Here is a 14,333-nt window from a genome sequence, read left to right as displayed (position 1 = left end):
GGTGGATCCCCGTGCCGGGCGGCGGGGATCCATCGTCCCGGCGCCCGGCGGGTGGCGGGCGGCCACGGAGGCGGGGTGGAACGTTTCGGCGTCCTCGGGAGATGCTCGTCACCGACATGTCCCGAGCACTGCGACGGCCAGGAGGCACGAGTGACGACCAGGACCACCAGCGAGGCGCCCGGCACGGACGTCGACGTGCTGATCATCGGTGCCGGCATCTCGGGCATCGGCGCCGCCTGCCACCTCAAGGCGCGCCGCCCCGGCACGTCCTTCGCCGTCCTGGAGGCGCACGACGCGATCGGCGGCACGTGGCGCCAGTTCCGCTACCCCGGGATCCGGTCCGACTCGGACATGCCGACCTTCGGGTTCGGCTTCCGGCCGTGGACGAGCCGGAAGTTCCTCGCGGACGGCGACAGCATCCTGGACTACCTGCGGGAGACCGTCACCCGGTTCGGGATCGCCGGGCGGATCCGCTTCGGACACCGGGTGACCGGCGCGGAGTTCTCGTCGGAGACGGGACGCTGGACGGTCACCGCCGAGACGGCCGGGAGCGCGGCGCCGGTGACGCTCACCGCCCGCTTCCTCTTCCTCGGCACCGGGTACTTCGACCACGAGGCGGGCTACGCACCGGAGTTCACCGGCCTCGACGACTTCGAGGGCCGGGTCGTCCACCCGCAGCACTGGCCGCAGGACCTCGACCACGAGGGCAAGCGCGTCGTCGTGATCGGCAGCGGCGCCACCGCCGTCACGCTCGTCCCGGCGCTGGCCGTCCGCGCCGGGCACGTCACGATGCTCCAGCGCTCGCCCGGCTACGTGCTCTCGGCCCGGGCCGAGGACGGCATCGCCGCCGTGCTGCTGCGGCTGCTCGGCCCCCGGCTCGCCCACCGGATCGTGCGCCGCAAGAACATCCTGCTCGGCCGCGGCCTCTACCGGGCCTGCATGCGCGCGCCGAAGCTGATGCGCCGCGTGCTGATCGCCGACGTCCGCCGCCGGCTGCCGAAGGACTTCGACGTCGACACGCACTTCACGCCGCGCTACGACCCGTGGGAGCAGCGGCTGTGCATCGTGCCCGACGGCGACCTGTTCAAGGCGATCTCGGCCCGGCGGGCCTCGGTGGTCACCGACCGGATCGAGCGGTTCACCAGGACGGGCGTCCTGCTCGCCTCCGGCCGGGAGCTCGCCGCCGACCTCGTGGTGACGGCCACCGGGCTGACCCTGTCGCCGTTCGGCAAGGTGCGGCTGAGCGTCGACGGGCGGCCGGTCGACCCGGCGGACACGACGGTCTACAAGGCGATGATGCTCTCCGGCGTGCCCAACCTCGCGTTCGCCTTCGGCTACACCAACCTCTCCTGGACGCTCAAGGTCGACCTCGTCTGCCGGCACTTCTGCCGCCTGCTCGACCACATGGACGCCCACGGGCACGGCATCGTCGAACCCGTCCTGGACGATCCGCTCGTGGAGCGCGTGCCGTTCCTGGACCTGAGCTCCGGCTACGTCCAGCGCGGGATCGCGGCCTTCCCGCGGGCGGGCACGCGCGGGCCGTGGACGGTCGAGATGGCGTACGAGAAGGACGTCGAGCGGCTGGTCGAGGGGCCGGTGACGGACCGGGCGCTGCGGTTCACGGCCGTCAAGTCGCCCTCGGCGGAGGCCCGCTGAGCCAGGGCGTGTCCAACGGGTCGAAGGACACGCCCTACGCGGACCAGTCGGGCGCGTCCGCCGCGGCGAGCGCGTCCCACGCGGGCGCGCCGCCGGGGAGGGGCCAGGCGACGGTGGGCGCGCTCTCCAGCTCGGCCCGGGCGGCGGCCTCGCCGAGCGCGTGCAGCGCGGCCCGGCGGGCGCGGTCGCCGTGGCGTTCGAGGCGCGGCACGCGCGCCGCGGCCTCGTCGGCCCGGCGGGTGCGCCGCGCCGGGTCCAGGCCGCGGGTGAGCACCACGTACGGCGGGCGGACGCCCTCGGCGCGGGCGGCCAGCAGCCGGTCGTGGCCGTCGAGGAGGACGTAGCCGTCCAGGGCGCTGACCCGCCAGAGCAGGACGGGGGCGAGGGTCCCGTCGCGGACGTGCTTGCGGTGTGCCCTGACCCTGGCGTCGGCCGGGTCGCCCGGCGGGCGCAGCGGGACGACGCCGTTCCAGCCGGGGCAGTCCCAACCGACGTGGGCGGCGGGCCAGTCGGTGACGAGTTCCGCGGGGCGGGCGTCCGGCGGCAGGTCCCCGCTGCGCAGGAGCCACCGGCCGGCGTGCAGGGGCCCGTGCGCCGCCCGTTCGAGGTGGTCGGCGAACTGGTGCAGCCAGTCGGGCCGCCGGCGCATGCAGGCCGAGCTGATGGGCGGGACCGGCGACCGGTACCGGCCGGTCCGGTGCACCGCGACGCCCCAGTGGCCGGGCTCGATCCGGCCGAGGAGCAGCGTCGTGACGCCCTGCCGGAGCACCAGTCGGCCGCCGTCGGCGCACTCGACCCGCAACCCTGGCTCACGCGGCCCGGCGGCGTCGAGCGAGAGCGCGGGGCGGTGGGTGTCGTACGAGAGGTCGTTTCGTCGCGCGCGCATGGCGGCGCTCACCCTACTACCGGTGACGGGTTGTCCGTTGGCGCGGAGGGAAGCGAAACTGGGGCCCGTGGACATGGGGATCTCAGGTTTCAGCCCGACCTTTCTCGTCGGGATCGACGCGGTTCGGCAGCGGCACGCCGCCCGCCTGGCGGGGCTCGTCGGGCGGCGGCTGACGGGGTTCGCCGTGGTGCGCTTCGCCGAGGACGGGGACTGGTTCGCCGACTGCCCGGTGGTGCTGGACTTCGACGGCGCCCGGGTGGAGATCTGCCACTCGAAGCTCCACGACCTCTCGATCGGCTGGGACACGATCGACACGTCCGCGGCCGTCTCGGGGTGGGAGCAGTCCGAGTTCACGCCGCAGTGGTCCCACCGGGACGACCGCCTCGAACCGTTCGTCGGCCGGGAACTGCGCGGCGTCGCGCTCGTCGAACGGCGACCGCCGTCGGGGCGCTGCTACCTGGACGTCGGCACGGTCGGGGTGGAATTCGACTTCGGCGACGGTCACGAGGCGCGCCGCCTGCGGATCGTCAACGGCCTCGACGAGAACGGGATCGAGCTCGGGGAACCGGAGCCGGGCTCCGTCCGGCACGAGCTCGGCGGCTGAGCCGGCCGGGCGGGGTCAGGGCGCGCTCCCGCTCGGTCCGGTGGCCGTCCCGCTGCCGTCCGTTCGGTGCGCCAGGTCGGGGGCGTCCGGTCTCCCGGGCCCCGCATCGCACCGAACCCGAGCGATCGGCTTTCGGTGCTCCCCCGATGAGAACGACCTGGCGCACTCCGCCAACTCTGGATTCGATCACCGCGAAGCACAAGTGAATCCCTGTGGACCACACCTCGTAGCATCACTGAGATGTTGAACCTCGAACGCCTGCGGGTGCTGCACGCGGTGGCGACGACCGGATCCGTCGTGGGCGCCGCACGGCTCCTGCACGTCACCACCTCGGCCGTCTCGCAGCAGATGGCACGGCTCGAACAGGAGACCGGCACTGACCTGGCGGAACGTCAAGGCCGAGGCATCCGCCTGACCGAGGCCGGTACCCTCCTCGCCGGGCAGGCCGCGGAACTCCTCGAACAGGCCGAGCGCATCATGGCGACGATGGCGCAGCACCGCGGAACGGTGGCCGGCAGCCTCACGATCGCCGCCTTTCCCACCGCCGCCCGCGCGCTGCTCCCGCCCGCTCTGCGGGCCCTGCGGTCGCGGTACCCGGAGCTGACGGTGTCGGCGCGGGAACAGGAGCCCTGCGAAGCCGTCCCGGCGGTGCGGCGCGGACTGCTCGACCTGGCCGTGGGCGAGGACTGGACCGACGATCCGCGGTCCTTGCCCCAGGGGCTGGACCGCCGCGCTCTCCTCGACGACACCTACGACGTCGCCCTGCCCCCGGAGCACCGGCTCGTCGGCCGCCGGGCGCTGAGCCTGGACGACCTCGCCGATGAGGACTGGATCACCTCGAGAGACGGGCAGCTGTGCCACGAATGGCTGGTGCGCAGCCTCGGGAGGGCCCGTATCGCCCACACCGCCTCGGAGCACGCGACGCAGATGGCGCTGGTGGCGGCTGGACTCGGCATCGCCATCATCCCGCACCTCGGACGTGAGCCGATCACCGCTCCGGTGCGGTTCGTGCCCGTGGCGGATGCCCCGCGGCGCCGGGTCTTCGCCGTGTGGCGGTCCACGTCGGCCGCGCGTCCCGCCATCGGCGCCGTGGTCGATGCCCTGGTCGAAGCCTGCTCGGCCGTCCAAGGGCGACCGTAGAAGGCCCCCGCCGATCCGGTGCCGCCGGGCTCGGGGCCGCCACCGGTGCGGCCGCTGCCGCCTCGGCCGCGTGCGGCCGGCGGACCTACCGCGCCGGCTCCAGTGCCTGGCGGCGGTCCACGTAGTCGGCGAGGAGGGTGAAGAGCAGGGCCGGGTCCTCGAACGGGAGGCCGTGTCCGCCGGGGAGCTCGACGTATTCGGCTCCCTCGACGGCGGCGGCCAACTCGCGCTGGTGGTGGGTCGGGACGATCCGGTCGTCCGCGCTCGCCACCACGAGGGTGGGGGCGGTGACGCGGCCCGCCGCCTCGCGCAGGTCGACGCGGGAGTCCAGGTCGATCTGGCCGAGCACGCGGTCGTCGAGCATGGCCGTGAAGCCGGCGGCCATCTCGGCGAACTGCTCCTCGTCGAGGGCGCCGAGCAGGCCGGGCCCCATCGCGGCGAGGATCAACTCGCGGGCCAGGAGGCCCGGGTCGGTGCGCAGCAGGCGCGCCCACAGGTCGAACATGAACGCCTCGCGCGGCGTCGTCCGGAGCCAGCCGGCGTGCAGGGCGAGCGAGGTGACGGCCCCGGGGTGCCGGGCGGCTACGGCCGTGGCGACGACGGCGCCGATCGAGTGGCCGGCCAGGTGGAAGCGGTCGAGGCCGGCCGCGCGGGCGGTGGCGGCGACCCGGTCGGCGAGGTCGTCCAGGTCGAGCGGTGCGGGGTCCGTGGCGGTGGCGCCCGCGCCGGGCAGGTTCGGGGCGACGACGGTGTACCGGTCGCGCAGGAGGTCGATGAGACCGCCCCAGTTGGAGGTGGCGTCGGCGCCGGTGCCGTGGATCAGGACGAGGCCCGGTCCGGACCCGGCGACGACGTGGTCGAGCGGTGCGCGGCTGGACATGGGGTGCCTCCGGGAGTGGCGGGGAGTGGGAATAGCAGAGACCTTACATGTAACAGAGCCCTGATAGTCAACAGGGCTCTTATGAATATCAGGGGTCTGTCATGAGCCAGGGTGCGATGAGCCGGTGGCGTAGGATCGCCCCCATGGAGATGCCGCTCACCGAACGCCTCGGCCTGCACATCAAGCGGGTCGAACAGGAGCTGATGGCGGCCAAGCACGCGGCGCTCCGGCCCCTCGGGCTGACGGTGCCGCAGTACGTCGCGCTCTACACGCTCGACGAGCACCCGGGCCTGTCCGCCGCCGCGCTCGCCCGCGCCTGCCTGGTCACGCCGCAAACCATCGCCACCGTGCTCGCCAACCTCGAAGCCAAGGCCCTGATCACCCGGCGGCCGCACCCCTGGCACCGCAAGGTGACGGAGCTGCGCCTCACCGAGGAGGGAAAGGCCCTGCTGGTGCGCGCCGACGCGGAGGCCGTCGCCATCGAACGCCGGATCGCCGACGGCTTCAGCGCCGAGGAACGCGCCCTGCTCGTCGACCTCCTGGCCCGCGCGTCGAACCGCCTGAGCGCCGAGCCGTCGCCGGCGGCGCCCGGCGACTGACCCGGTGGCCGGCCCGGCGCCCGGCGACTCGCCCCGCCGTCAGGGCCCTTCGCATGCGGCGCAGTCCGGGGCGGCGCCCGGCTGTACGATGCGCGCCGAGCGAGTGGAGGAGCCGGGGTGTACTGGGCCGGACTGTTGTTGTGCGTCCTGCTGGGCGGGGAGATCGGCGCGATCGTGGCGGGCATCGCCGCCGACGACGTCGGGACGACCGTCACGCTGACGGTGGTCGGCGCGAACCTGGTGCCGTGGACGGCGTTGGGGGCCATCGCCCTGCTCGTCGCCGGCTCCCGGCGGCGCGCGGCGGCGGGCACGGAGCCGCCCCGGCTGGAGCCGGCGATGGCGCGGATCGAGGCGTCCCGGGCGACCGGCGAGGGCCCGGACATCCCGCTGCGCCTGGACCTGACGGTCGCGCCGACGGGCGGCCGCGCGTACCGGGCCGACGCGACGGTGGTCGTGAACCTGATGGACCTGGACGACTTCCGGGTCGGGCGCACCGTCGTGGTGGACCACGATCCGGCGCGGCCGTGGGACGTCCGGGTGCGCCGGCGGCCGGGGGCGGAGTTCGCCGGGCGGGTCGCGCTCACCAAGATCGACACCGCGCCGCCGGAGACCCGGCAGAGCGCACCGCGGGTGTCCGCCGCCGCGGGCGGCCGGGGCGCCCGGGCGGCGCGCTTCGGGCTGATGGCGACCGGGGTGGGGGCGCTGCTCTCGCTGGTGCCGTTCCACGGCCTCTACTGATCCACTGCCGGGGGCGTGGCCGGCCGTTCGCGGCCGACCGGTCGCTTACCAGCGCAGGAGCAGGCCGGTGGCGGCGAGGTGGTCGAGTACCTGCCGGGCGGCGGGGCTGGCGCGCGGGTGGTCGCCGTGGGTGAGGTGGGCGATCTCGGCGATCTCACCGTGCGGTGCGGGGACGCCGGTGTGGTCGGCGGTGTAGCAGGCGGTGCGGACGACGGTTCCGGCGGGCTTGCCGTCCGCCGGGGCCCGCGTGATCAGCAGCGGCGCGACGGTCGCCGGGTCGAGGGCGACGCCGAGTTCCTCGCGGACCTCCCGGACGAGGGCCTGTTCGTCGGTCTCGCCGGGCTCGGGTTTGCCGCCGGGCAGGTAGTACAGCTCGCGGCCCCGGGTGCGGGCGGCGAGGAGACGGCCGTCCTCGACCCGGATCCAGGCGACCTTGTCGATGACCGTGTTCGTACGCGGGCCGAAGTCCATGGCGGGTTCCTCAGGAAGAAGGGGAGCGGGCCCGGTCGGGCCCGCCCCCATCAGGGTCAGAACGGCTTGGTCGGCAGGTACTTGCCGTCCAGGGTGATGACGGCGCGCTCGCCGCCCTCGGGGTCGGCGACCTTCTTCACGTCGAGCTTGAAGTTGATCGCGGAGATGATGCCGTCGCCGAACTCCTCGTGGACCAGGGCCTTCAGGGTGGTGCCGTAGACCTGGAGCATCTCGTAGAAGCGGTAGATCGTCGGGTCGGTGGGGACGGTGCCGGGGATCGAGCCGCGGGTCGGGATGGTCTGGAGGAGCATCACCGCGTCCTCGTCCAGGCCCAGCAGCTCGGCGACGGCCTTCGCGGAGGACTCCGGCAGGGCGTGCTGGCCGAGGACGGCGGCGGTGGTGAAGGCGACCGACAGGCCGGAGACGTCGGCGATCTGCTGCCAGGAGAGGTCCTTGCGGGTCTTGGCGTCGACGGCGGCGACGGCGAGGGCCTGGCGGGCGGTCGGGTCGAACTGGGCGTGCACCACGGGTGGTTCCTTTCGGTGGGCGCCGCTCACGCGCGTCGTGCGCGCGGTGCGGGCGGGATCATGGGGGCCGGGAGGCGCCGAACGGGGCCGCCCGGAAGTGGAGTCGGCGTCAGGCGGCGAGCGGGGCGGTGGCCCGGAGTTCCTCGACGCGGCCGGTGGCGATGTCGAAGACCCAGCCCCGCAGGGTGATCCGGCCCCCGGCCAGGGCGCGGGCCACCGACGGGTGGGTGGCGAGGTTCGCCAGCTGGGCGAGCACGTTCTGCCGGACCAGGGCCGGCACGTCCTCGGTGGTGGCGGTGCGGGCCACCGAGGCGTCGGCGAGCCGCAGCCAGTCGGCGACGGCCGGCGCACCGCTCAGGTCGTGGCCGTGGGCGAGCGCCGTCATGGCACCGCACGCGGAGTGGCCGCAGACGACGACCTCCCGCACGCCCAGCGCGGCGACGGCGTACTCGATGCTCGCCGCGACGCCGTCGGCGCCGGGGGTGTAGGCGGGCACGAGGTTGCCGGCGGTGCGGATGACGAACAGCTCGCCGGGCTCGCACCCGGTGATCAGCTCGGGGACGACGCGGGCGTCGGAGCAGCCGATGAACAGCGTGTGAGGTGCGTGGTGGGCGGCCAGGTGGGCGAAGAGCTCCTTCTTGGCCGGGAAGACGTCCCGCTGGAACTGCGCGAGGCCCTCGGTGAGGTCGGGCATGAGGTCACTCCCTTTCATGGCGGCCGGGCATTCATGACGGCCGGGCTTTCGTGCGGCCGGGGCTTTCGTGTGGCCGGGCCTTCGCAGCGGCCCGGCCCGTCGGGCCTTGGTGAGATCCACCATGCATGACCTGTACCTATAGTGTCCAAGACGCATGAACCATGGTTTCCATCGATGCTGTCTATAGTTGCTCCATGGCCCTGGAACTGCGCCACCTGCGCTACCTGCTCGCCGTGGCCGACCACGGCAACTTCACCCGTGCCGCCGAAGAGCTGCACATCTCCCAGCCGACGCTGTCCCAGCAGGTCAAACAGCTCGAACGGACCCTCGGCACGCAACTGCTGGACCGCACCGGCCGCACCGTGCGCCTCACCGACGCCGGCGAGGCGTACGCCCACCACGCGCGCGGCGCACTGCGGGACCTCGCCGCCGCCGAGCGGGCCGTCCACGACGTGCAGGACCTCTCGCGCGGCCGGCTGCGGCTCGCCGTCACCCCGACGTTCACCGCCTACCTCGTCGGCCCGCTCGTTGCCGAGCTCCACATCCGCCACCCCGGCATCGCCCTGACCGTGCGGGAGGCGACCCAGGACCGCATCGAAACCGGCTTGCTGGCCGACGAGTTCGACCTCGGCATCGCCTTCGAGGGCCCCCACCCGGCGGGCCTCACCGCCACCGCGCTGTTCACCGAGACGCTCACCTTGGTCACCGGCCCGCACCACCCCGCCGCCGACCCGGCCGGCCGGCCGCTGCCGGTCCGGGAGCTCGCCGATCGGCAACTCGCCCTGCTCAGCGCGGATTTCGCCACGCGTGGCCACATCGACGGGTACTTCGCGCGGCACCGCATCAGCCCGCGCATCGCCGTCGAGGCCGACTCCATCCAGGCGCTCACCGAGGTCGTGCAGCGCACGCCGCTCGCGACCGTTCTGCCCGACGCCGTCACCCACGACCACCCCCGCCTCGCCCCCGTCCCGCTCGACCCGGCCCTCCCGACCCGCGCCGTCGCCCTCCTGCGGCGCACCGACGCCTACGAGAGCGCCGCCGCCCGGGCCTTCACCCGCCTCACCCACGACCTCGTCCGCATGCGCGGCTACCCGCCCGTCGCCTGAGCCGCCCGGGCCGCCTGAGCCGCCCGGGCCGCCCGAGTACCGCCCACTGCGGTGTGCCTCCGGACCGCCCCTGTGTGGTTGATCTAGATTGCCCCGCTATGAGCGAAAAAGAGGGAATCGCCCGCCGGTCGGTGCTCAAGGCCGTCCCCGCGGCCGCCGTCCTCGTGGCGGCGTCTGACGGGCTCTTCGCCGGCCGGAGCACGGCGGCACCCCCGGCCGCCCCGCCGGTCGATCCGCCGCTCGCCCCGCCGCCGGGGGAGTTCCCCCAGCCGGTCGTGTGGGCCTCGCAGCCGGTGCCCGGCTCGTCCGCACGGGTCGTCGAGCGCACCCTCGACGTGCGCTTCACGGACGTCGCCGTCCCGGGCTGCGGCCGGGTCACCACGCGCACCTACAACGGGACGATCCCGGGCCCGACCCTGCGCGTGCGCGGCGGCGACACCCTGCGGCTGACGCAGGTCAACGGCCTGCCGCCGAACCCGGCCCACACCGGCGACCACAACCGGCCGCACGACTTCAACAGTTTCAACCTGCACACCCACGGACTGCACGTCTCCCCGTCCGGCGACGCCGACAACGTCCACCGGGCGTTCGCGCCGCGCACCGCCGACGAGGTCGCCGCCGGCGCCCCGGAGCCGCGCTACGTGACGACCGTCGACGTCCCGCCGGACCACCCGGCCGGCACCCACTGGTACCACCCCCACCTGCACGGGGCCACGTCCGTGCAGATCGTCGGCGGCATGGCCGGGGTCCTCGTCGTCGAGGGCGACGTCGACGAGGTGCCGGAGATCGCGGCGGCGGCCGACATCGTCGTGTGCGTCAACGAACTCCGGCTCAAGGACGGCCGGGTGCCCGACTTCACGTCGGGCGGCGCGCTCGCGGCCGTGCCCGCCACCTACACCGTCAACGGCGCCGTCAACCCCACCCTCACGCTGCGCCCGGGCGAGGTGCAGCGCTGGCGACTCGTCGCCGCCACCGCCTTCGGGGCATTGTCGCTCCAAGTCACGTGTGGCGAATCGAAATTGACGCTGCATCAGATCGCTCAGGATGGTGTGACCTTCCCCGCCGTCGTCGCCTCCGACACCGTGACCCTCGCCATGGGCAACCGCGCCGACGTCCTCGTCCAGGGCTGCGAGCCCGGCACGTACGAACTGCGCGCCGCCGGAGTGTCCGCTCCCCTGATGACGGTCGAGGTGGCGGGCCCGCCCGTCGAGCCGCCGATGGCCCTGCCGACCGCGCTTCCGCCCGGCAAGCCCTTCCTCGACGAGCGCGACGTCGCCAACCCGGACGCGGACCGCGAAGTCGTGTTCCACGTCGACCCGGGCGTCTTCGCGGCCCCGTTCCCCAACGCCTTCCGCTGCCTGGGCACCCACCCGACCCCCGCGGCCGACCCCGCCGGCGATGCCGTCCGCGACCCGGCCTACGGCCTCTTCGACCCGCGGCACGTCAACCACACGCTGAAACTCGGCACCGTCGAGCGGTGGACGGTCCGCACCGACGAGACCAACCCCGCCTTCAACCACCCCTTCCACCTGCACACCAACCACGTCCTCGTCACCCACCGCAACGGCACGCGGCTCGACCCGCCGGTCTGGCACGACACCGTCGGCCTGGCCGGCGGCAAACCCGGCGACCGCGTCACCTTCCTCGTCCGGTACGAGGACTTCACCGGCCGCACGGTCGCCCACTGTCACCAGCTCCAGCACGAGGACCTCGGCATGATGCAGATCGTCGAGTACGTCGAGGACGTCGAGGACGTCGAGGACGTCGAGTAGGCGGGTCGGCGGCATCCGCGCCACCGGACGGGTGGATTGCGGGGGCGGCGGCGCACTGCGGCGGCCGCGCCGGGTATGGGCCGTCGACTACTCGGCGCCGTGCGGCGGACGGCGGCGCCGCCGGATCCCGGGCACGGCCCGGACGAGGGAGGACCTTCATGCATCGTCACGCCGCAGCCCGGCGGACCGTCCCCGGGCCAGGCCGGACCGCCGCCCGGCCGGGGCTGCGCACCGCGGCCCCGCTGCTGGCCACCGCGCTGCTCGCCGGGTGCACGTCCGCGGCCGGCACCGGTCCCGAGGCCGCCCCCACCCCGAGCGCCTCGTCCGCCCCGGCCACCGCGCCGCCCGCGCAGCAGGCGCCCCAGCTGACCGATCAGCAGGTGTCCTCCGCCGTGGACAAGATCGACGGCTACGTGCAGGACGCCATGGCGAAGACGGGCGTCCCGGGCGTGTCGCTGGCCGTCGTCTACAAGGACAAGGTCATCCACGCGAAGGGCTTCGGGGTCCGCCAGCTCGGCCGGCCGGAGCCGGTCGACCCGGACACGGTGTTCCAGCTCGCCTCGGTCTCCAAGCCGATCTCCTCGACCGTGGTCGCCGGCGTGGTCGGCCAGAAGGCGGTGCGGTGGGACGACCCGGTCACGAAGTACGACCCGGGCTTCGCGCTGGCCGACCCGTGGGTGAGCAGCCACGTGACGATCGCCGACTTCTTCTCGCACCGCAGCGGCCTGCCGGACCACGCCGGAGACCTGCTGGAGGACCTCGGCTACCCGCGCGACTACATCCTCCAGCACCTGCGCGACCAGCCGCTCTCGCCGTTCCGCGCGAGCTACGCCTACACCAACTACGGCCTGACCGAGGCGGCCGTGGCCGTGGCCAAGGCCAAGGGGGTGGCCTGGGAGGACCTGGCGGCGGACGTCCTCTACAAGCCGCTGGGGATGAACTCCACCAGCTCCCTGCGCTCCGCCTACGACAGCGCGGCGAACAAGGCGACGCCGCACGTCAAGACGGCCGGCGGCTGGCAGGTCAGCACCACCGAGAACGCGGACCCGCAGTCGCCGGCCGGCGGTGTGAGCTCCACCGTCGACGACCTCACCCGGTGGATGCGGATGCAGCTCGCGGACGGCACCTTCGAGGGCAAGCAGATCGTCGACCCGGCGGGTCTGAACGAGACCCGGGTGCCGCAGATCGTGAGCGCCCCGCCGAGGTCCCCGGCGGGCAACGCCGGCTTCTACGGCCTCGGCTGGAACGTCACCTACGACACCCTGGGCCGGCTCCGGCTGAACCACTCCGGCGGCTTCGACCTGGGCGCGGCCACCGTGGTGACCCTGCTGCCGACCGAGCAGCTCGGGATCGTCGTCCTGACCAACGGCCAGCCGATCGGCGTCCCGGAGGCGGTGGCCGAGGAGTTCTTCGACCTCGCCCAGTACGGGCGGGAGACGGTCGACTGGCTCGGCCTGTTCGGCAAGCTCCTGCCGGGCCTCTCGGCGCCCGCCTCCTCGCCGACCGACTACGCGAAGCCGCCGGCCGGCGCCACCCCGGCGAAGCCGAACGCGGCCTACACGGGGACGTACGCCAACGGCTACTACGGGCCGATGACGGTGAGCGAGCAGGGCGGCGGGCTGGTGATGAGCCTCGGACCGGACAACCAGCAGTTCCCGCTCCAGCACTACAACGGCGACGTCTTCAGCTACCAGAGCAAGGGCGAGAACGCCGTCGGCCTCACCGGCCTGACCTTCACCATCGGCGCCGACGGTCGGGCCTCGACCGCGGTGGTCGAGCAGTTCAGCCACGAGGGCCTCGGGACCTTCACCCGCAGCGGCTGACCTCAGGGCGAGGGGCAGAGGGGTTGGGGGCCGTGCCCGTCCACGCAGACGGCCGAGGTCGGGAGGATCTCCGCGGTTCCATTGGTCCGCGACCGCCGCCGGCCCGCTGCTACCGTCGCCGGGTCGCGCCCGCATCGAGGAGACGAGCCCCAGCGTGTCGAACGCACCCGTGATCCGCAGCGACGTCCCGGGGTCCTTCGCCCGGGGCGTCTTCCACGAGCGCCACCCCGAACTCGTCCGGCGCCTGCTCGCGGCCCTGCCCTACGGGCCGGGGGAGCGGGCGGCGGTCGAGCGGCTGCTCGTGGAGAGCACGACCGGGGTGCTGGAGCCGCTGGGGGACGGTGCGCCGGACGCCGCCCGCTGGGAGGAGTGGGGCGCGGGGCTGTGGGGCACGCCGTGGGAGGAGGCGCCGTTCCTCTGGGCGGAGAGCTACTTCTACCGGCGGCTGCTCGACGCCACCGGGTACTTCAGGCCCGGGGCGTGGCAGGGCGTCGATCCGTTCGCGCCGTTCAAGGGCGCGGAGCTGGCCGGGCCGGCGGTGGACGACGAACTCGCCGCTCTCGGCGGGCTCGACGGCCTCCCGGCGGCCCGACGGGCGGAGGCCCTGCTGTCGTCCGCGCTGTGGGGCAACCGGGCGGACCTGAGCTTCCAGCTCACCGCGGGGACCGGCGGGCCGGGCGCGTCCGACCTCGTCGCCGACGACAGCGCGGAGCTGTGGGCCGCGCTGGAGCGCACGCCGGGCGGGCGGGTCTGCGTCGTCGCGGACAACGCCGGCCGGGAACTGCTGCCGGACCTCGTCCTGATCGACCACCTCCTGGCCGCCGGGCGGGCCGCACAGGTCGTCCTGCACGTGAAGCCGCAGCCGTACTTCGTCTCGGACGCCACGCCGGCCGACGTCCTCGCCGCGCTGCAACGCCTGTGCACGGCACCGGAGCCGGCCGCCTCGGCGGTGGGCGAGCGGCTGTGGGAGGCGATGGCCGGCGGCACGCTCGCGGTCCGCACGCACCCGTTCTCCTGCGCGCCGCTGCCGTACGCCGACATGCCCGAGGACCTCCGGGCGGAGTTCGCCGGGGCGGCCCTGACGATCCTCAAGGGCGACCTCAACTACCGCCGCCTGGTGGGCGACCGCCGCTGGCCGCCGACCACCCGCTTCGCCGAGACGGCCGGGTACTTCCCGTCCCCCGTCGCAGCCCTGCGGACGCTGAAGTCGGACGTGATCGTCGGCCTCGACGCCCCCACCGTCGCGCGGCTCGACGGCACGGGGACGGCTTGGCGGACGAGCGGTCGCCACGCCGTCGTCCAGGTGCACGGGAACGGGTAGGTGCACGGGAACGGGTAGGCGCGCCCCCTGACGCGGCCACCCCGGGCCGGGGGGGCGGCGCCCGGGGGGGGCGGGTGGAAGCGGGCCCCCCCCCGCCGGCCGCCCCGCGCGGCCCC

At 74.3% G+C, this 14,333-nt stretch carries 14 protein-coding genes; 9 read left to right on the top strand and 5 right to left on the bottom strand.

The window, feature by feature from the left end; genetic code table 11:
- Positions 1–150: 150 nt before the first annotated feature.
- Positions 151–1,656, top strand: a complete 1,506-nt coding sequence (locus tag ACFV4F_RS06395; RefSeq protein WP_380436970.1) for a flavin-containing monooxygenase — start codon at positions 151–153, stop codon at positions 1,654–1,656.
- Positions 1,657–1,690: 34 nt separating this feature from the next.
- Here the strand turns inward: ACFV4F_RS06395 and ACFV4F_RS06390 are convergent, their stop codons facing one another.
- Positions 1,691–2,542 (bottom strand): hypothetical protein, encoded by an 852-nt coding sequence (locus tag ACFV4F_RS06390; RefSeq protein WP_380436968.1) that lies wholly within the window; start codon positions 2,540–2,542, stop codon positions 1,691–1,693.
- A 73-nt stretch (positions 2,543–2,615) separates the two neighbouring features.
- Here ACFV4F_RS06390 and ACFV4F_RS06385 point away from each other — a divergent pair, with 73 nt between their 5' ends.
- Positions 2,616–3,146, top strand: a complete 531-nt coding sequence (locus ACFV4F_RS06385) for a hypothetical protein (RefSeq protein WP_380436966.1) — start codon at positions 2,616–2,618, stop codon at positions 3,144–3,146.
- A gap of 240 nt (positions 3,147–3,386) precedes the next feature.
- Positions 3,387–4,286 carry a LysR family transcriptional regulator gene (locus ACFV4F_RS06380; RefSeq protein WP_380436964.1) on the top strand — a complete coding sequence of 300 codons (900 nt, stop codon included), beginning with the start codon at positions 3,387–3,389 and terminating at the stop codon, positions 4,284–4,286.
- Between the two features lie 85 nt (positions 4,287–4,371).
- Here the strand turns inward: ACFV4F_RS06380 and ACFV4F_RS06375 are convergent, their stop codons facing one another.
- The gene (locus ACFV4F_RS06375) at positions 4,372–5,166 is read right to left on the bottom strand and encodes an alpha/beta fold hydrolase (protein ID WP_380436962.1); all 795 of its coding nucleotides are present in this window, start codon (positions 5,164–5,166) and stop codon (positions 4,372–4,374) included.
- A 143-nt stretch (positions 5,167–5,309) separates the two neighbouring features.
- Between ACFV4F_RS06375 and ACFV4F_RS06370 the strand changes: the two genes are divergently transcribed.
- Both ACFV4F_RS06370 and ACFV4F_RS06365 read left to right on the top strand, forming a co-directional pair.
- Complete coding sequence (locus ACFV4F_RS06370) at positions 5,310–5,765, top strand: MarR family winged helix-turn-helix transcriptional regulator (RefSeq protein WP_380436960.1); 456 nt, start codon at positions 5,310–5,312, stop codon at positions 5,763–5,765.
- A 117-nt stretch (positions 5,766–5,882) separates the two neighbouring features.
- Positions 5,883–6,503 carry a hypothetical protein gene (locus ACFV4F_RS06365; RefSeq protein WP_380436958.1) on the top strand — a complete coding sequence of 207 codons (621 nt, stop codon included), beginning with the start codon at positions 5,883–5,885 and terminating at the stop codon, positions 6,501–6,503.
- A gap of 45 nt (positions 6,504–6,548) precedes the next feature.
- On the opposite strand, the gene ACFV4F_RS06360 is transcribed toward ACFV4F_RS06365, so the two are convergent.
- From ACFV4F_RS06360 to ACFV4F_RS06350, 3 genes are all read right to left on the bottom strand, one after another.
- A complete protein-coding gene (locus ACFV4F_RS06360; protein ID WP_380436956.1) occupies positions 6,549–6,974 on the bottom strand; it encodes an NUDIX domain-containing protein in 426 nt (141 codons plus the stop codon).
- 56 nt (positions 6,975–7,030) lie between these two features.
- Positions 7,031–7,501: a cyanase gene (cynS, locus tag ACFV4F_RS06355; RefSeq protein ID WP_380436955.1), complete on the bottom strand. Its 471-nt coding sequence runs from the start codon at positions 7,499–7,501 to the stop codon at positions 7,031–7,033.
- A 109-nt stretch (positions 7,502–7,610) separates the two neighbouring features.
- Positions 7,611–8,195: a carbonic anhydrase gene (locus tag ACFV4F_RS06350; RefSeq protein WP_380436954.1), complete on the bottom strand. Its 585-nt coding sequence runs from the start codon at positions 8,193–8,195 to the stop codon at positions 7,611–7,613.
- Between the two features lie 194 nt (positions 8,196–8,389).
- Here ACFV4F_RS06350 and cynR point away from each other — a divergent pair, with 194 nt between their 5' ends.
- The 4 genes from cynR to ACFV4F_RS06330 all read left to right on the top strand — a co-directional run bounded on the left by cynR (position 8,390) and on the right by ACFV4F_RS06330 (position 14,217).
- On the top strand, positions 8,390–9,301 hold the full coding sequence (gene cynR / locus ACFV4F_RS06345) for a transcriptional regulator CynR (RefSeq protein ID WP_380500634.1): 912 nt from the start codon (positions 8,390–8,392) through the stop codon (positions 9,299–9,301).
- A gap of 98 nt (positions 9,302–9,399) precedes the next feature.
- Positions 9,400–11,073, top strand: coding sequence for a multicopper oxidase family protein (locus tag ACFV4F_RS06340; RefSeq protein ID WP_380500633.1), 1,674 nt, complete (start codon positions 9,400–9,402; stop codon positions 11,071–11,073).
- Positions 11,074–11,231: 158 nt separating this feature from the next.
- Positions 11,232–12,896, top strand: a complete 1,665-nt coding sequence (locus ACFV4F_RS06335; RefSeq protein ID WP_380500632.1) for a serine hydrolase — start codon at positions 11,232–11,234, stop codon at positions 12,894–12,896.
- Between the two features lie 154 nt (positions 12,897–13,050).
- A complete protein-coding gene (locus ACFV4F_RS06330) occupies positions 13,051–14,217 on the top strand; it encodes a damage-control phosphatase ARMT1 family protein (protein ID WP_380500631.1) in 1,167 nt (388 codons plus the stop codon).
- Positions 14,218–14,333: the final 116 nt, after the last annotated feature.

The organism is Kitasatospora sp. NPDC059722, assembly GCF_042733235.1.
GTDB lineage: Bacteria > Actinomycetota > Actinomycetes > Streptomycetales > Streptomycetaceae > Kitasatospora.
The sequence above is the reverse complement of the archived record's forward strand: the minus strand, read 5'-3'. Positions and strand labels throughout refer to the sequence as shown.